The sequence below is a fragment of the Streptomyces sp. NBC_01549 genome (assembly GCF_026339955.1).
Taxonomy (GTDB): Bacteria; Actinomycetota; Actinomycetes; order Streptomycetales; family Streptomycetaceae; genus Streptomyces.
On record NZ_JAPEPW010000001.1, the window covers coordinates 368,564 to 385,178 of the forward strand.

Genomic DNA, 16,615 nt, shown 5'->3' on the forward strand with positions numbered 1-16,615 from the left:
CGCGGTCGCTACTGGAAGTCGCAGCCGGGGTTGGGCGCGTCCTCCGAGAACGGCGAGCCGTGGGGCAGGACGTACAGCACGTCCAGGACGACGGGGACCGAGCCCTCGTTGCGGCCGATGTGCACATGACCGGGGCCCGGGGGCTCGGTGATCGTACGGCCGGCCGGGTAGGTGCCGTCCGGCTCACAGCCCGCGTCGAAGTGGCTCAGGGTGCCCTGCTTCACGAAGCCGTACAAGGGCCCGTCGTGGTAGTGCCAGCCGGTGCTCTGGCCGGATGGGACGGTGATCTCGCGGAGGGTGTAGTCCGTGTTCCCCACGGTGGTCTGATACAGCAGCTTCGCGGTGACACCGGCGCCGGGAGGAGTAGCGTACGCGGTCCCGGCGACCAGCGACATGGCCGACAGGCCGACAACTACGGCGCCCGTCACTCCCGTACGCAGCATGGCACGGGCAGCGGAAACCTCACGCGTCATCTCGTCCTCCCCCATGTGAACGCAACACCCCGCCAACGGCGGGTCCGCGCCCCATCATTGAACATCCGCGCCCCATGCGGAAGGTGCGATACCGCCCAACTCGCCCGTCACGTCTCCAACTAGTGACGATGCGACGACGACGCACCGCCGCAGGCCATCTCCGGCATATGCCCGCTCACTTGACGGCCGAGTGTGACACACGGTTGGCTCCGGCCCAACGAAAGTACGACAGTCGGTGCACAACGTCCCGACGTCGCACCGCTCTCACCCTCCCCGTCCCGCCGCTGGGCCGCACAGCAAGGTGCCGCACCCATGAACATGTCCCCCACTTCTCACCACTTCCCCGGATCCCCGCACCGCGCCGCCCTCGTCGCCATCCTCGCCGCGGGCTGTCTGCTCGCGGCCGGCTGCTCCGCCTCCGGCGGATCGAACGAAACGAGCGACGGCTCGGCGGGGAAGGCGGGCACCGGCCGGATCAAGGTCGCCCTGATCACCCACGGCGCCCGCGGAGACGCGTTCTGGGAACTGGTGCGCAAGGGCGCACAGGCGGCGGCCGCCAAGGACAACATCGACCTGACGTACGCGAGCGACTCCGAGGCCGCCGCCCAGGCGAGCCTGGTACGGGACGCGATCCGCGACCGGGTGGACGGCATCGCGCTGACGCTGGCCAAGCCGGAGGCGATGCAGAGCGCGGTCAGCGCGGCCAAGGCGGCGGGGATACCCGTGGTCGGCCTCAACTCCGGGATCGACGCCTGGAAGTCCGAGGGCCTGCTGGAGTACTTCGGCCAGGACGAGAGCGTCGCGGGCCGGGCCACCGGCGACAAACTGGACGAGCTCAAGGCCAAGCACGCCCTCTGTGTCATCCACGAACAGGGCAACATCGCGCTGGAGGCCCGCTGCGCCGGGGTGAAGAAGACGTTCGGCGGCGAGACCGACCTGCTCTATGTGAACGGCACCGACATGGACGCGGTGGGCGCCGCCGTCACGGCCAAACTGCGCGCGGACCCGAGCGTCGACGAAGTCGTCACGCTGGGCGCACAGTTCGCGCTCGCCGCGGTGAAGTCGGTGAAGGCCGCGGGCAGCAAGGCCCAGGTCGCCAGCTTCGACCTCAACAACGGGCTGGTGAAGTCCGTGCAGAGCGGGGACGTGCAGTTCGCGGTGGATCAGCAGCCCTACCTCCAGGGCTATCTGGCCGTGGACTCGCTCTGGCTCTACCACTCCAACGGCAACTTCAGCGGCGGCGGGACCGCTCCCGTGCTCACCGGACCCGCGTTCGTCACCAAGGAGAACGTCTCCTCGGTCGCGAAGTTCGCGGCGAACGGGACCCGCTGATCTGCCGCCGCCCGCACAGGCGGCACCAAGGTTTTCCGTCCCTCACGGTGCGTACGATCACTTGTACGGATAGCATCCTGCGCACCCCATGTGCTTCGGCAGGACCACCCCTCTTGCCCTCGTCAGAACCCTTCCTCTCTTCGCTGATCGCTCTAGGACGACGATGTCTCCACGGACCGGTGCCCGGCGCCGTCTCGGCTCCATACGTCTCTCCCTGATCCTGCTGGCGCTGGTCCCCAGCGTCACTCTCGCCGCCATGTGGGGTGTGACGACGACGCAGATCTTCTCGGAGGGGCTGCGCCTGCGCGAACAGACGGGGCTGAGCCGGTCGACCGGCGCCATGGGCACCGAGGCGACGCTCGCGCTGCAGCGGGAACGCAGTCTGTCGGCCGCCTGGCTGGCCTCGCCGCACGGTTCCCGGGCCGCCCTGGACCAGCAGCGCATGCGCACGGACACCGAGGTCGCGAAGCTGGTGCGCCGGTCCGAGGACTTCAGGAACGCGCCCGCCCGGATCGGGGACCGGATGTACTCGGTCATCGCCTCGGTGGGCAGCCTCGAGTACTACCGGGGCCAGGTGGACCACCCCACCGACATCACCGCCCAGCAGGCCCTGGACCAGTACACCTCGATCATCGGCGACCAGATCCACGCCTTCCAGGAACTCTCCCAGGTCGACGACGGCGACCTCACTTCGCAGGCAGGGCCGCTGATCACACTGGGGAACGCGGCGGAGCTGGTCGCGCAGGAGGACGCCCAGCTCGGCCTCGCCTGGCCCTCGGGCAAGCTCGACCAGCAGTCGTGGCAGGAGTTCGCCCAGCGGGTCGACGTACGCCGCTGGGTCGTCCAGAACCAGGTCCTCAACTCGCTGCACGGCACGGTGAAGGACCAGGTCGAACGGGTCCTCCAGGGCCAGGACTGGAAGACCCTGGAGACCGTCGAGGACCAGGTCATCGCGGCCCGGACGGCGCACGGCCAGGTGGCCAGGACGGTCGAACTGCCCCACGCGCAGGCCCGCTGGAACGCCGCGTTCGCCAGAATCTCCGCCCAGTACACGGACCTGATCCAGCAGCAGACCACGCAACTCCTCGACCGCAGCGCCGACAAGGCGCACGGCCTGCTGATCAAGGCGGCCGCGCTGAGCGCCGGCGGACTCGTCGCCCTGCTGGTGTGCGTCGTGATGTCCTGGCGCATCACCCGCTCCCTCTCCCGGCGGCTGCGCGGTCTCAGGATGGCCACGCTCAGCCTGGCCGAGGAGCGGCTGCCCGACGTGGTCGCCCGGCTGAACCGGGGCGAGAAGGTCGACGTGGAATCCGCCACCCCTCCGCTGGACTACGGCGAGGACGAACTCGGGCAGGTGGCCAAGGCGTTCAACACCGCGCAGCGCACGGCGGTGCACACCGCGGTGGAACTCGCCGACACCAGACGCGGCTTCCAGAAGGTGATCCTGGGCATCGCCCGGCAGAGCCAGAACCTGGTCAACCTGCAGCTCAGCAAGCTCGACGCGCTGGAACGCGAGCACCAGGACCCGGGGATCCTCAAGGGCCTGTACGAACTCGACTCCACCGCGAGCCAGCTCCGCCGCTACGAGGAGAACCTCGTCATCATCAGCGGCGAGCAGCCCCGGCGCAGCTGGACCGAACCGGTCGCGCTGATCGACATCCTGCACAGTGCCGTCGGTGAGGTCGCCCAGTACCAGCGGGTGGAGGTGCACACCGACGACGAGGTGTACCTGAGCCCGCCCGCGGTGGCCGACGTCATCCATCTGCTGGCCGAGCTCATCGACAACGCGACCGCCTACTCCCCCGCGCCCAGCCCGGTCGGGGTGCGGGCCGCGATGGTGGCCAAGGGCCTGGCCGTCGAGATCGAGGACCGGGGCCTCGGCCTGGCCGAGGAGGACTACGCCGCGTTCAACGCCCAGTTGGCGGTGGCCCCGCAGTTCGACGTGGTTGCGCTCGCCGACGACCTGCGGCTCGGCATGTTCGTGATCGCCCGGCTCGCCACCCGGCACGGCATCGCCGTCACCCTGCGCTCCTCGCCGTACGGCGGCACCACCGCGATCGTGCTGATCCCGCACGACATCGTGGTCCGCGAGAGCCCCGACTCCCCCGCCACGGACAGGGACGCCGCGGTACCGGCCGCGGTCGTGGCCGCGAGGGGCTCCGACGAGGCCGCGGCCGCGGAGCGGCAGACCCATGAACGTACGGAGGAGGCGCACCCCGCCGCCCGGGCCCGCACGGCCGACTCCGCCGCGCCCCGTCCCGCGCCCGGTGCCGCCCGCTGCGACGGACTCGTTCCGCTGCCGCGCCGAGTGCCGCAGACCAGCCTGGCCACGGAGCTGCGGGAGGAGGCCGCGCCTTCCGAGGCCGACGACAAGGACGCCGCCGACGCCGACGACTTCACCGCGGAGCGCGCCGCCTCCTCCCTCGCCGGCTTCCAGCGCGGGACGCTCCGGGCCCGTGACGACGAGGAGATGCCGTACGGCGACGGGGGCGAGGAACCGTCGTACGACCACGGGGACGACCAGGCCCCGACCCAGCCCGCAGACCGCTCGTGGACTCCGCCCGCCGACCGCTCGTGAAGGACAGAGAAATGACACGCCCCAGCACCGCCACACACAGCCAGCTCGACCAGCTGCTCACCGGACTGGTGGAACGGGTCGCCGATGTGAACCACGCCGTCGTGCTCTCCGAGGACGGACTGGTCGTCAGCAAGTCCACGGCGTTCGTCCGCGACGACGCCGAGCGGCTGGCGGCGACCGCGTCCGGCCTGATGAGCCTCAGCAAGGGCGTCAGCATGGACTTCCGCGGCGGCCCGGTGCGCCAGGCGCTGATCGAGATGCGCGACAGCTATCTGATCCTCACCGCCGCGGGCCCCGGCGCCCATCTCGCCGTGCTCACCAACCAGGGCGCGGACGTCGGCGTCGTGGCGTACCAGATGAACATGCTGGTGAAGAAGATCGGCGAGCACCTCAGGGCCGCACCTCGCGCGGGCGTCGCCGCCGCGGCCGACAACGGCGAGTGAGGTGAGCGAAGGCGACGCGGCCGGCCGGCTGGTACGGCCGTTCACGCTGACCGGAGGCCGCACCCGGCCCAGCCGCGCCGACTTCACCCTCATCACGTCGGTGACCGCGGTGGATCCGCCGCCCGAGGGCGCCACCCGGCCGCAACCCGAGCACTCCCGGATCCTGCGGCTGTGCGCCAAGCCGATCGTGGTGGCGGAACTCGCCGCCGAACTCGACCTGCCGGTGAGCGTGGTCGTGATCCTGCTCTGCGATCTGCTGGAGACGGGCCGCATCACCGTCCGAGCGCCTCGTCTCCTCTCCCGTACCCCGGACCTGGACCTGCTGCAGAAAGTGAGGGACGGCCTTGGCCGGCTCTGACCCCGCCGTGCGCGGAACTTCGGCACCCGCCACACCCTCCGCTCCCGACGCGGTCAAGATCCTGATCGCCGGAGGGTTCGGCGTCGGCAAGACGACCATGGTCGGGGCGGTCAGCGAGATCGTCCCGCTGCGCACCGAAGAACCCCTCACCTCCGCCGGTCTGAACGTCGACGACCTCGACGGCATCGAGGAGAAGCGGGCCACCACCGTGGCCCTGGACTTCGGGCGGATCACCCTCAGTCCCGAACTGGTCCTGTACCTCTTCGGCACCCCGGGCCAGCAGCGCTTCTGGTTCATGTGGAACGACCTCGCCATCGGCGCCCTGGGAGCCGTGGTCCTCATCGACGTCCGCAGGCCGGAGTCCAGCTTCGCCGCCATCGACTTCTTCGAGCGGCGCGCCATCCCCTTCGTCGTCGGCGTCAACGGCTTTCACGGGCAGCACCCGTACACCCCCGAGGAGATCCGCGACGCCCTGGCCCTGCCGAAACGGACTCCCGTGCTGCTCTGCGACGCCCGGGAGCGCGGCTCGTGCCGGGACGTACTGATGACTCTGATCGACGAGTTGATCGCTTCGTCCAGCCACAACTGACGTAGGGGAAAGGCCTGTTCGCCGGTGCCCCTGTGACCCGCCAGGGGCCGCCGGTCGGGGCGGCTCAGTCCTCGACGACCGCCGCGTAGGACACGTCCGCCGTGTCGACGGTGCCCCCGCGGCGCCCGGGTGCGCTCGACCACTTCCAGTAGAGGTTGGTGTGCGCGATCACCTGCTCCGGCGGCGGCGCGCCGTACGCGCTGAGATCCTCCGTCGTGTGTGCGTCACCGACCAACGTCACGTCGTACCCGCGTACCAAGCCCCCGTGCAGGGTGGCGCGGATGCACGCGTCGGTCTGGGCGCCCGTGACGACGAGCCGGCCCACCCCGCGCTCGGCGAGCAGCGCCTCGAGGTCGGTGTCCTCGAACGAGTCGCCGTAGTTCTTGTGGACGACGGGTTCCGCGTCGCGGCGGACCAGTTCCGGCACGTACTGCCAGCTCTCGCTGTCCCGCTCGAGCCGGTCGTCCGAGTGCTGCACCCAGACCACCGGCACGTCATGCGCGCGAGCCTTGCCGACCAGGGTGTTGATGTTGGCGACCACCTCGTCGCGCCGGTGCGCGCCGGCCACCACACCGTTCTGCACGTCGATGACGAGCAGCGCGGTGTTCGGCCGATCGGGCAGAGTCGTCATAAGGTCCTCCGGTGTCTCATCCGTCTCGTCCGCCTCTTCCGTTGCGCCCGGCTCCCCATGGCGGATGCGTTCCGAGCGCACACCCACTCTCCCCCCTCCGACGGCCGAAGCGCCAACTGCCCTGTCCATAAAGGACAAAGAGCCGCAGAGGCCGACACGCCCCTCAGTACGCTGACGCCGTGACCGTCGATCTCCTGCTGCGGGCCCTGACCGACCCCGGGGAACCGCCCTTGCGCCCGCTGCCGGATCAGGTGGCTCGGCTCCTGCGCGACCTCGACGCCCCGCCACGCCTCGCCGCCCACCTGCGCGCCGTGCACGATGTCGCCCACCGACTCGTCGACTGGACGGCGCGACGGCACTCGGCACCGCGCTTCGACCGGGACGCCGTGCTCTTCGGGGCGGCCACGCACGACGTGGGAAAGGCGGTGCACCCCGCCGAACTGTCCGGCCCCGGCTCCGCGCACGAAGAGGCCGGACGCGAACTGCTGCTCGCCCAGGGCATCAGCGCCGAACTGGCCCGCTTCGCCGGGACCCACGCGACGTGGACCGGTCCTGACGTCGGGTTCGAGGATCTGCTGGTGAGCGTGGCCGACAAGATCTGGAAGAACAAGCGCGTCCCGGAACTGGAGGACCTGGTCGTCGTGCGGCTGACCGAGGCGAGCGGTCGGACGGCCTGGGAGGAGTTTCTCGCCCTCGACGACCTGCTGGCATCCATCGGCGAGGGCGCCGACCGGCGGCTGGCCTTCCAGGCGTCGTACCCCGTACAGCGCCCCCTCTGAGCGCGCCGACGAAGGGGTCCCCACCACACCTGGGGCCCCAACAAGGGGGCCGCGGCCGTGTCGCCCAGCCGCTGGTGCGCCTTCCCCTCCCGGACACCGCGCCGTCACACCGGGCGGGAATCTCTCCCCCGTCCCCCTGCGCGTACAGTCGCGGCCAGGTGAGGATCGCGTCGAGCGAGTAGGGCCGCCCCGCCCGCTCCTCGGCGGCACGAAGACGGTTGCCCAGCGCTGTGGGCAGGACCTCCTGCTTGTCCGGGAGCAGGGCCAGTTCTCCGGGCACATGTTTGGCGAACTCCGCGTGCGGGCCGTCACTCAAGTGATCACGCAGCCACGTCAGGCGCGTCTTGCGACGCTCCTGGACCCACCGCCCGAATTCCCCCAGGCGGCCAAGGGGACCGGACGGCCTCCAGTAACCCTCCAGGAATCTGATGGAAGCCAGCTCCAGGGGCTGCAACAACAGGCCGACGATGAGAGAACCTGCCGTGATCAGGACCGCTCCGGGCCATCCGTAATGTCCCGCCCTTTTCATCAGGACGGAAAAGTCGGGCGGATTTTCCGGGGCTCCGCTGAGCCAAAGGGAACCCACGGTGACCATGAAGACGAGCGACGGCAGAATATTGACGAATTTCAACCGTGGCGTGAGGTCGGCATCGGTGAATCCCAGCGAACTGATTTGACTCACAGCACATCACTCCCCCCGTGGCGCCGACACCTGATCGAGTCGGCGGAATGTCGATGGGTCGAATAGCTTTCGATCATCACCACCGTGGAACAGCCCCGGGTGAAGCATTTGACCCTGGTGTCCGGGTCGCGTTCGCTGATCTGCTCCCAGTCGTTCCTCGAGTGCCCGCAGGGTCGAAACGGTGCTTCACTGCTCATCGTTCCGCAGCAGCACTTCCCGCCGACCACCCACAGCGTTTCCCCGCCCTCCAGAAATCCAGGCAGGCGCTTCTCCCCGGCGAGTGCCGGCATCACATGGAACCAGAGCCTGAGGATCCCCAACCCGGCAAGGCGGCGCGATCTGTGAGGTGGCATGAACCCTCCTGCGGGAAGGACACAAGACCTCGAGGGTAAGGGCGCAGGGGGGCCTGTGCCATGAGATCGGCGCCCTCGGAATCACCGAGGGCGCCGGGCCGGCCGATCCCGGAAAGCCGAACTCTCAGCCCTCGTCGGTAGCCAGCCGCAGCGAGATGCTGTTGATGCAGTACCGCTGGTCGGTCGGGGTCGGGTAGCCCTCACCCTCGAACACATGGCCGAGGTGCGATCCGCAGCGAGCGCACCGCACCTCCGTGCGGACCATCCCGTGCGAGCGGTCCGCGATCAGTTCGACCGCGTCGGAGTCCTTCGGGTCGTAGAAGGACGGCCAGCCGCGCCTCATGCACCCCAACAGCCCCACACGATCCGTCCCGTAACAACAGCACCTCGCGTCCCACGGGCTCAGACTGTCACGACGTGCACGTCCGTCGGGTTCAGCACCGCGAGGTAGGCATTGATGTCGTCCGGGTCTCTGGTGAAGATCACTGCACTGCTGTGCCGGACCGCAGCCAGTGCCACCCAGGCGTCCACTGCGTCCGGCCGTTCCTTCGAGAGCAGCGCCGCCTGCCCCAGCGCTGTGCCGATGCGCCGCCAGTCGTCCAGGTCAGGGCCCGTCGCGCAGGCGATGCACTCCGGTCTGCCGGGCCTCGTCTCCCGCATCGGCGGCTGCGAGGAGCGGGCCTGCGAAACCGCGCAGCCTTTGAGTACGCCGGCAAGCACGTGTACCAGAGCAGGGCGTGGTCGCCAGACCTGGGCCAGCACCGGACCGAGCACCACCGCCCGGTGCGGGGCCGCCCGCAGCCCCTCGTGCGGGCTCACTGCCTTGGCTTTGCGGTCAGCGAGGGCGATGAGCATGCCGGTGCCGTAGACGGGAACCCGTGTGCTCACGCGGCATGCCCGGGCGGACACCCCGCCGGTCCTCGCCATAGATGAGCCCGATGGCCGACTCGACCTCGCGGCGCTCCTGCTCCGTCACCTCCTCAGCCGTTGCAGCCGGCTTTTCCGGCAACTGCAGGGCCTCCGCCTCGGCCTGAGCAATCAGCGCGTCCACTCCGGCGAACTGCTCCTCCAGGGCATCGCTCTCTGCCATCGTGCCTGCGGCGGCCGACGGCCGGGGCGGGACCGTGATCGGCGGCGAGGCCCCGGCAGGTACGCGCATACGCAGGTTAGGTGTCCCGGCTCACCCGCAGGGTGCTGACGGCACGTTCCAGGTCGGCGATGCGGTTGGCGAGCTCGGCTGACTCGGTTCCTTCGGCGTCGCGCAGTTGCAGCTCGATCTGGGCGAGCCGCTCGGTGATCTCCGCCAGCCGCTCGCCGCTGTCCGCCGCCGCACCGGTGCCAGTGATCCCTCCTCGCGGCTTGTCCAGGGCATCTCCCGTGGATTCCACGGGTTCTGGGGATTCCGCTGGTCCCGTCGATTCCGCTGGCGTCCTCTCGCCGACCAGCAGCCGCCGCAGCTGCTCCGCTTGTGCGGCAAGCTGACGGTTCTTGCGGTGCAGGTCCAGGAAGACGTTGACCTTGGTGCGCAGCAGCCACGGGTCGAAGGGTTTGGTCAGGAAGTCGGCGGCGCCGATCGCGTATCCCCGGTAGATGTAGTCCGTGTCGGCGTCGGTCCCGGTCAGCAAGATGATGGGAACGTCCTTGGTCTGGTCCAGGCGCTTGATGCTGGCGGCGGTCTCGAAGCCATCCATGCCGGGCATCAAGACATCGAGCAGCACGACCGCGAAATCCTGGCGCAGCATCGCCTTGAGGGCCTCCTCTCCTGAGTGGGCGCGTACCAGCTGCTGGTCGAGTGAGCCGAGTACGGCCTCCAGCGCTACGAGGTTCTCCTCCATGTCGTCGACGATCAGGATGTTGGCCTTCTCGGGCGGGGTCAGGCTCATGGCTTCTGCCTCGGCGGGATTTTTTCGTCTCTCTCGACGGTGTGTGGTTCCTCCGCGGTTGTTGGCTCCGGTGCCGGGAGGGCGTCCTGCGGGTCGAGCAGGTCGCAGATGACCGTCAGCAAGCGGTCCACGTCGACGGGCTTGGGGACGTAGTCGGAGGCGCCGCTGTCGATCGCCTTCTCGCGGTCGCCCGGCATGGCCTTGGCGGTGAGCGCGATGATCGGCAGTTCGGCGAGGCGGGGCGTGTGCCGGATGGCCCGTATCGCCTCACATCCGTCCATTTCCGGCATCATGATGTCCATCAGGACCAGCGACATGTCGGGAGACCGGTCGAGGACCTCGATGCCTTCGCGGCCGTTCTCGGCGTACTTCACGGTGATGCCGACGCGGCCCAGCACATGTGTGAGCGCGAAGACGTTCCGGATGTCGTCGTCGACGATGAGGATGCGGCGCCCTGCCAGCACGCGGCCGGGGCGCCCGCTCAACCACTCCTTGAGCCGTGTCGTCTCCGGCCAGGTGTCGTCTCGGCCGTCGGCGGCCTCCGGAGTTCCCCTGCCGATCAGACTGTCCGCGCTGCCGAAGACGCCGCTCGGCGCGTAGTCGGCAGCGGACGGCGACGGTCCGGCCTCTCCGAGGAGCGCAGCAGGGGTGGTGGAGCCCGTGTTCCGCGGCGCCACCGGGTCGGGCTCGGGGGGGACGCCGGGGTGGCGCGACGGAACGTAGAGGGTGAAGCGGGATCCGACGCCCAGTTCGCTCTCGGCGACGATCCGGCCGCCGAGCAGCCCAGCGATCTCGCGGCTGATGGACAGCCCGAGCCCGGTGCCCCCGTACTTGCGGCTGGTAGTCCCGTCGGTCTGTTGGAACGCGTCGAAGATCACCGATAGCTTCTCGGGCGGGATGCCGATGCCGGTGTCCTTGACCGAGAACGCGATGACGGTCTCGGCGTTCCGCAGGGCCCGGTCCTCGAACTTCGTTCCCGGCACGCGCTCGACGCGCAGTTCCACGCCGCCGGACGAGGTGAACTTCACGGCGTTGGACAGCAGGTTGCGCAGGATCTGCTGCAGGCGCTGCTCGTCCGAGAGCAGCTCACTCGGCACGTTCTCGCCGACCGTGACCTCGAAGGTCAGGCCTTTGTCGAGGGTCAGCGGGCGGAACGTGGCCTGCACGTATTCCAGCAGCTTGACCAGCGGCAAGGCCTTCGGGCGCACATCCATCCGGCCCGCCTCGATCTTCGACAGGTCGAGGATGTCGTTGATCAGCTGGAGCAGGTCGGAGCCTGCACGGTGGATGGTGGCCGCGAACTGCACCTCCTGGTCGGACAGTCTGCCGTCCGGGTTGTCGGCGAGCAGCTGCGCCAGGATCAGGAGCGAGTTGAGCGGGGTGCGCAGCTCGTGCGACATGTTGGCCAGGAACTCGGACTTGTACTGCGAGGAGGTGGCGAGCAGGGCGGCCTTCTCCTCCAGCGCGGCATTGGACCGCTGGAGCTCATCCGAGCGCTTGCGCAGCTCGGTGGTGAGGCGTTGGGACTCCGAGAGCAGGGACTCGGTACGGGAGTTGGCGATGATGGTGTTGATGGAGACGCCGATGGTGGTGACGAACTGGTCGATGAAGGCGAGGTGTACGTCGCTGAATCTACTGAACGAGGCCAGCTCGATCACTCCGAGTACCTGGTCCTCGAAGACGATCGGCAGGATGACGACGTTTGCCGGGAGTGAGGCGCCGAGCCCGGAGTTGATGGTGATGTAGTCCGCGGGGACGTCGGCGATGAGGATGCGCTTCTTCTCCAGGGCGGCCTGGGTGATCAGCCCGCGGCCCGGCGTCCCGGAGTCGAGCAGCGGGCCGCTCCCGCTGGCCGCGTCGGTGCCGTAGCCGGCGATGAACTGAAGCCCCTCGCCCGGCCTGGCGGCCGCCTCGGTCAGGAAGAACGCCCCGAACTGCGCGTTCACCAGGGGCGTCAGCTCGCGCAGGATCAGGTCGGCGACCTCGACGAGATCGCGGTGGCCCTGCATGAGGCCGGCGATGCGGGCGAGGTTGGACTCCAGCCAGTCCTTGGCGCGGGTGGTCTCGCGGAGGTTGGCCACCATGAGGTTGACGTTGTTCTTCAGCTCGGCGACCTCGCCCTGTGCCTCGACCGAGATGGCGCGGGACATGTCTCCCTGGGTGACGGCGCTGGCGACCTCGGCGATCGCGCGGACCTGGGTGGTGAGGTTCGAGGCGAGTTCGTTGACGCTGGTGGTCAGCCGCTTCCACGTTCCGTAGACGCCCTCGACGCGGGCCTGGCCGCCCAGTTGCCCCTCGCTGCCGACCTCGCGGGCGACACGGGTGACCTCGGAGGAGAACGAGGAGAGCGTGTCGACCATCGTGTTGATGGTGGTCTTCAGCTCCAGGATCTCGCCGCGCGCGTCGACGTCGATCTTCTTCGACAGATCGCCCTGCGCGACGGAGGTGGCGACCTGGGCGATGTTGCGCACCTGCGACGTCAGGTTGTCGGCCATGAAGTTGACGTTGTCGGTGAGGTCCTTCCACACCCCGGAGACGCCGCGGACCTGCGCGCGTCCGCCAAGCCGCCCCTCGGTGCCAACCTCGCGGGCCACGCGCGTGACCTCGTCCGCGAACGCCCGCAGTTGCTGGACCATCGTGTTGACGGTGTCCTTCAGTTCCAGGATCTCGCCGCGGGCGTCGACATCGATCTTCTTCGACAGGTCGCCGTTCGCAACGGCCGTGGTCACCTGGGCGATGTTGCGGACCTGCGAGGTGAGGTTCAGCGCCATGAAGTTGACGTTGTCGGTGAGGTCCTTCCACACCCCGGAGACGCCGCGGACCTGAGCCTGGCCGCCCAGGTTCCCCTCGGTGCCGACCTCGCGGGCGACGCGGGTGACCTCGTCCGCGAACGCCGAGAGCTGGTCGACCATCGTGTTGATCGTCGATTTCAACTCCAGGATCTCGCCCTTCGCCTCCACCGTGATCGTCTTGCCGAGGTCGCCCTGTGCGACGGCGGTGGCGACCTGGGCAATGTTGCGGACCTGGGAGGTCAGGTTGTCAGCCATGAAGTTGACGTTGTCGGTGAGGTCCTTCCACACCCCGGAGACGCCGCGGACCTGCGCGCGTCCGCCAAGCCGTCCCTCGGTGCCAACCTCGCGGGCGACGCGCGTGACCTCGTCCGCAAACGCCAACAGCTGGTCGACCATGGTGTTCACGGTGCTCTTGAGCTGCAGGATCTCGCCCATTGCGTCCACGGTGATCTTCTGGCTGAGATCGCCGTTGGCGACGGCGGTGGTCACCTGGGCGATGTTGCGGACCTGCGAGGTGAGGTTCGAGGCCATGAAGTTGACGTTGTCGGTGAGGTCCTTCCACACCCCGGAGACGCCAGGCACCTGAGCACGTCCGCCCAGTTGCCCTTCCGTGCCGACCTCGCGGGCGACGCGCGTGACCTCGTCCGCAAACGCCCGAAGCTGGTCCACCATCGTGTTCACGGTGAGCTTCAGCTCCAGCAGCTCGCCGGTCGCCTCGACCGTCACCTGCTGGGTCAGGTCGCCGCGCGCCACCGCCGTCGTCACTACCGCGATGTCGCGCACCTGTGCCGTCAACCGCGCGGCCATGGTATTGACGGCCTCAGTGACGTAACGCCAGTCGCCCGACAGGCCCTGCACCTTGGCCCGTCCGCCGAGCCGCCCCTCGGTCCCGACCTCACGTGCGACCCGGGTCACCTCGCCCGTGAACAGGGACAGCTGGTCGACCATCCGGTTCACCACGCGCCCCAGGCGCCGCAGGTCACCGCGGAGTTGGCGGTTGCCGTCGCGCAGATCCACCCGCTGCGTCAGATCACCGGCCGCGACCGCGTCCAGCACCCGCGTCGCGTTCGCGACCGGAGCCACCAACGCCTCCAAGAGCTGGTTCGTCGCGTCCACGCTGGTCGCCCATGCCCCCTGCCCGGGGCTCGCTGCGATCCGCTCGTCCAGTCTGCCCTGCCGCACGACCTCGCGTCGCACCCGCTGGAGCTCCGCAGCCAGATGCGCGTTCCGCGCGCCGATCTGGTTGAGCACCCCCGCCATCTCGGCCAGGACGCCTTCATGCACACCCTCCACACGTACGGTGAAATCGCCGTCACACAACGAATTCATCGCCCCGAGCAACGGCCACAGCTCGGCGGTGCGCACCCACTGCCCGTCCGGGGCGGAGCCCGGCCGGTCGGCGGATTCCGGGGAGTGTGGGGCGGGGGAAGCGGGAGGCGGGGCCGAGTCAAGTGTCATGGCAGCCCACTCTCAGTAATCGGAGCGCATGGGCGCTTTGTCGTAAAATACGCCATATAGCTGGAGTTTATCGTCACTGGAAACGTCATGGAGTCGCCCGTGGGGTCGTTGCCCTCTCATCCGCGTGAGTTCGTCTCGCGGACGACCCTGCCCGCCGACGGCTCCGCGGCCTCCGCGGCACGCACGTTCGTGCGCGCCGTGCTCGCGGAATGGACCGACCCGGCGATTCCCGCCTCACCGAAGATCACCGGCCGGCTCGTCGATGACGCCGTGCTGCTGGTCAGCGAGCTCGTCACCAACGCCGTCGTGCACGCCGGTACCACGATCGAGGTCGTCTGCCGCCTAGAGGCGGGGCACGGCCCGCCCGCCTCGTCCCCCCTCGACGTGGACGAGTCTGTCGGGGTCGTCATCGAGGTGGCGGACCGCCACCCCTCCCGCGTGGTGCGCGGCGGGAAGGACGCATGGCGCGAGCGGTACGGCCGTGGACTCCAGGTCGTCGGCGCACGGGCCGAATCGTGGGGCGTGACGTACCGGCGCGCCCAGAAGACCGTGTGGTTCCGGCTGGAGACCACGGCCGAGGAGCCCGAGACGGCCGGCGACCCCTTCGACGGGGCATCCCACCGCGGGCCGTACGTCGAAGAGATCCTCGCGACCGCCCCGCCGCACGACCGCCGCGACGGCACCGCCGAGTGGGTCGACCGCGGAGGGCCGTCATTCCTCGCCGAGGTCAGCGAGCTCCTCGCCGGCCAGCTCGACCAGGACATGGTCGCCGCTCTGGCCGGGCAGCTGCTGGTGCCCAGGCTCGCCGACTGGTGCGGCGTGTGGCTGTCCACTGAGAACGGCGGGATGCGGCTCTCCTGCGTCTGGCACGCGGACGAACGGCGCATCGAGGCGCTACGCCTCGTGCTGGAGAAGGACCCGCCGCCCGCCAGGCTCGGCACGACCGGTATCCCCTGGCCCTGGCCAAAGGGCCCGGACACGGGCGGCGCGGGCGGCTCCGCGATCGCCTTCCCCCTGGTCACGGGTAACCGCTGCCACGGCGTGCTGCTGCTCGGCCGGGCGGGACTGCTGCAGATGACCGACGGTGTCGTGCGGCTCGCGGAGGACGTGGCGCGGCGTGTCGCCCAGGCGGTGGTCACGGCCCGCCGGTACACCCGGCAGACCAACATCAGCCGGGCGCTCCAGCGCAGGCAGCTGCCCGCCTCCCTCGCCAGCATCCCGGGCGTCGACACGGCGATCGTCTACGAGCCGCACGGCCAGGGCCAGAGCGTCGGCGGCGACTTCTACGACCTGTTCCCGATGGGAGACGGCCGCTGGGGCTTCCTGCTCGGCGACGTGTGCGGCCACGACCCGGAGGCGATGTCCGTCACCGGACTGGCCCGGCACCAGGTGCGGCTGCTGGCACGCGAGGGCCACGGCGTCGCATCGGTGCTCGGCAGGCTGAACGCCGCGATGGCGGAGGAGAGCGCTGAGGCCGTGGCGCTCAGCGGCGAGCAGGCCCGGCCCCGCTTCCTGAGCCTGCTCTACGGGGAGCTGGAGCCCGACCCGGTCGCGGGCGGCGCGCACTGTACGCTCGCCAGCGCCGGGCACCCCCTGCCGCTGCGGCTGTCCGTCGACGGCTCGGTGGCGCCCGTAGCGGACCCGCAGATGCTGCTCGGAGTCGGCGAGGACATCCGGTTCCACGCCAGCTCCTTCGACCTCGTGCCGGGCGAGACGCTGCTCTGCGTGACCGACGGCGTGACCGAACGCCGCAACGGGAACCGGCAGTTGGACGATGACGACGGCCTGTCCGAGCTGCTGCGGGGCTGCGTGGGGCTGGGCGCCAAGGCCGTCGCGGAACGCGTACGACAGGTGGCGCACGACTTCGACACTGGGCCGGTCGACGACGACCTCGCGGTGCTGGTGCTCGAGGCGCTCCCGATGCCCGCACCGATGCCGGGGGCCGCTCGGGTGCGGCGCCGGGGATGAGGCCGACACCGGACCGCTGCCGGACACGCGGCCAAGGCCGGACGCCGACCCTGTCCCGCTCGGACAGATGGGGGTTCCCCGAGGAGTGCACACCGTTTCACGTTCGGCGACTTCGACGCGAAGATCAACGGACGGACGCCGCCTCGCTTGCCTCGCATGCCCAGCAGCTGGTTGACGACGTCGCCGCGCCGAAGAGGACTTCTGCCACCAGGACTTCGACCCGAACGACCTCCCGCTGCGCACCCACGAGATCCTCGAAAACACCCTGCACCAGGAACTCACCGGCGCCGCCGACT

13 protein-coding genes and 1 pseudogene are annotated in these 16,615 nt (G+C 69.6%); 7 read left to right on the forward strand and 7 right to left on the reverse strand.

Annotation, left to right across the window (positions count from 1 at the left end; translation table 11 throughout):
* Positions 1-8: 8 nt before the first annotated feature.
* Entirely contained in the window at positions 9-473 is a 465-nt protein-coding gene (locus tag OG819_RS01555) for a cupin domain-containing protein (RefSeq protein WP_266647654.1), read from the reverse strand.
* 312 nt (positions 474-785) lie between these two features.
* On the opposite strand from OG819_RS01555, the gene OG819_RS01560 reads away from it, so the two are divergent.
* From OG819_RS01560 to OG819_RS01580, 5 genes are all read left to right on the forward strand, one after another.
* Positions 786-1,805 (forward strand): substrate-binding domain-containing protein, encoded by a 1,020-nt coding sequence (locus tag OG819_RS01560; RefSeq protein ID WP_266647656.1) that lies wholly within the window; start codon positions 786-788, stop codon positions 1,803-1,805.
* A gap of 163 nt (positions 1,806-1,968) precedes the next feature.
* Positions 1,969-4,383: a nitrate- and nitrite sensing domain-containing protein gene (locus tag OG819_RS01565; RefSeq protein WP_266647658.1), complete on the forward strand. Its 2,415-nt coding sequence runs from the start codon at positions 1,969-1,971 to the stop codon at positions 4,381-4,383.
* An 11-nt stretch (positions 4,384-4,394) separates the two neighbouring features.
* Positions 4,395-4,826, forward strand: coding sequence for a roadblock/LC7 domain-containing protein (locus OG819_RS01570; protein WP_054236774.1), 432 nt, complete (start codon positions 4,395-4,397; stop codon positions 4,824-4,826).
* Position 4,827: 1 nt separating this feature from the next.
* Positions 4,828-5,184: a DUF742 domain-containing protein gene (locus OG819_RS01575; RefSeq protein WP_266647660.1), complete on the forward strand. Its 357-nt coding sequence runs from the start codon at positions 4,828-4,830 to the stop codon at positions 5,182-5,184.
* Positions 5,171-5,773 carry an ATP/GTP-binding protein gene (locus OG819_RS01580; protein ID WP_266586790.1) on the forward strand — a complete coding sequence of 201 codons (603 nt, stop codon included), beginning with the start codon at positions 5,171-5,173 and terminating at the stop codon, positions 5,771-5,773. Before OG819_RS01575 ends, OG819_RS01580 begins: the two co-directional genes overlap by 14 nt.
* Positions 5,774-5,837: 64 nt before the next feature.
* Here OG819_RS01580 and OG819_RS01585 read toward each other — a convergent pair whose 3' ends face one another.
* Positions 5,838-6,404 carry a cysteine hydrolase family protein gene (locus OG819_RS01585; RefSeq protein WP_266647662.1) on the reverse strand — a complete coding sequence of 189 codons (567 nt, stop codon included), beginning with the start codon at positions 6,402-6,404 and terminating at the stop codon, positions 5,838-5,840.
* Between the two features lie 179 nt (positions 6,405-6,583).
* On the opposite strand from OG819_RS01585, the gene OG819_RS01590 reads away from it, so the two are divergent.
* Positions 6,584-7,183 carry an HD domain-containing protein gene (locus OG819_RS01590; protein WP_266629912.1) on the forward strand — a complete coding sequence of 200 codons (600 nt, stop codon included), beginning with the start codon at positions 6,584-6,586 and terminating at the stop codon, positions 7,181-7,183.
* Positions 7,184-8,342: 1,159 nt separating this feature from the next.
* On the opposite strand, the pseudogene OG819_RS01595 reads toward OG819_RS01590, so the two are convergent.
* The 5 genes and pseudogenes from OG819_RS01595 to OG819_RS01615 form a co-directional block, all read right to left on the reverse strand.
* Positions 8,343-8,552 (reverse strand): annotated as a pseudogene (locus tag OG819_RS01595) (peptide-methionine (R)-S-oxide reductase); the annotation flags it as partial.
* 68 nt (positions 8,553-8,620) lie between these two features.
* Positions 8,621-9,106 (reverse strand): hypothetical protein, encoded by a 486-nt coding sequence (locus OG819_RS01600; protein WP_266647663.1) that lies wholly within the window; start codon positions 9,104-9,106, stop codon positions 8,621-8,623.
* Positions 9,054-9,308 carry a hypothetical protein gene (locus OG819_RS01605; protein ID WP_266647665.1) on the reverse strand — a complete coding sequence of 85 codons (255 nt, stop codon included), beginning with the start codon at positions 9,306-9,308 and terminating at the stop codon, positions 9,054-9,056. Before OG819_RS01605 ends, OG819_RS01600 begins: the two co-directional genes overlap by 53 nt.
* A gap of 76 nt (positions 9,309-9,384) precedes the next feature.
* Positions 9,385-10,101, reverse strand: coding sequence for a two-component system response regulator (locus tag OG819_RS01610; protein WP_168496675.1), 717 nt, complete (start codon positions 10,099-10,101; stop codon positions 9,385-9,387).
* Positions 10,098-14,222 carry a HAMP domain-containing protein gene (locus OG819_RS01615; protein ID WP_266652536.1) on the reverse strand — a complete coding sequence of 1,375 codons (4,125 nt, stop codon included), beginning with the start codon at positions 14,220-14,222 and terminating at the stop codon, positions 10,098-10,100. The genes OG819_RS01610 and OG819_RS01615 overlap by 4 nt, the downstream gene beginning before the upstream one ends.
* A gap of 228 nt (positions 14,223-14,450) precedes the next feature.
* Here OG819_RS01615 and OG819_RS01620 point away from each other — a divergent pair, with 228 nt between their 5' ends.
* Positions 14,451-16,319, forward strand: coding sequence for a SpoIIE family protein phosphatase (locus OG819_RS01620; protein ID WP_266647667.1), 1,869 nt, complete (start codon positions 14,451-14,453; stop codon positions 16,317-16,319).
* Positions 16,320-16,615: the final 296 nt, after the last annotated feature.

What these genes read in the sequence shown, in the direction of transcription:
- OG819_RS01555 (WP_266647654.1), bottom strand. Translation starts at nt 473, where the DNA reads ATGACGCGTGAGGTTTCCGCTGCCCGTGCCATGCTGCGTACGGGAGTG.
- OG819_RS01560 (WP_266647656.1), top strand. Translation starts at nt 786, where the DNA reads ATGAACATGTCCCCCACTTCTCACCACTTCCCCGGATCCCCGCACCGC.
- OG819_RS01565 (WP_266647658.1), top strand. Translation starts at nt 1,969, where the DNA reads ATGTCTCCACGGACCGGTGCCCGGCGCCGTCTCGGCTCCATACGTCTC.
- OG819_RS01570 (WP_054236774.1), top strand. Translation starts at nt 4,395, where the DNA reads ATGACACGCCCCAGCACCGCCACACACAGCCAGCTCGACCAGCTGCTC.
- OG819_RS01585 (WP_266647662.1), bottom strand. Translation starts at nt 6,404, where the DNA reads ATGACGACTCTGCCCGATCGGCCGAACACCGCGCTGCTCGTCATCGAC.
- OG819_RS01605 (WP_266647665.1), bottom strand. Translation starts at nt 9,308, where the DNA reads ATGGCAGAGAGCGATGCCCTGGAGGAGCAGTTCGCCGGAGTGGACGCG.
- OG819_RS01610 (WP_168496675.1), bottom strand. Translation starts at nt 10,101, where the DNA reads ATGAGCCTGACCCCGCCCGAGAAGGCCAACATCCTGATCGTCGACGAC.
- OG819_RS01615 (WP_266652536.1), bottom strand. Translation starts at nt 14,222, where the DNA reads ATGAATTCGTTGTGTGACGGCGATTTCACCGTACGTGTGGAGGGTGTG.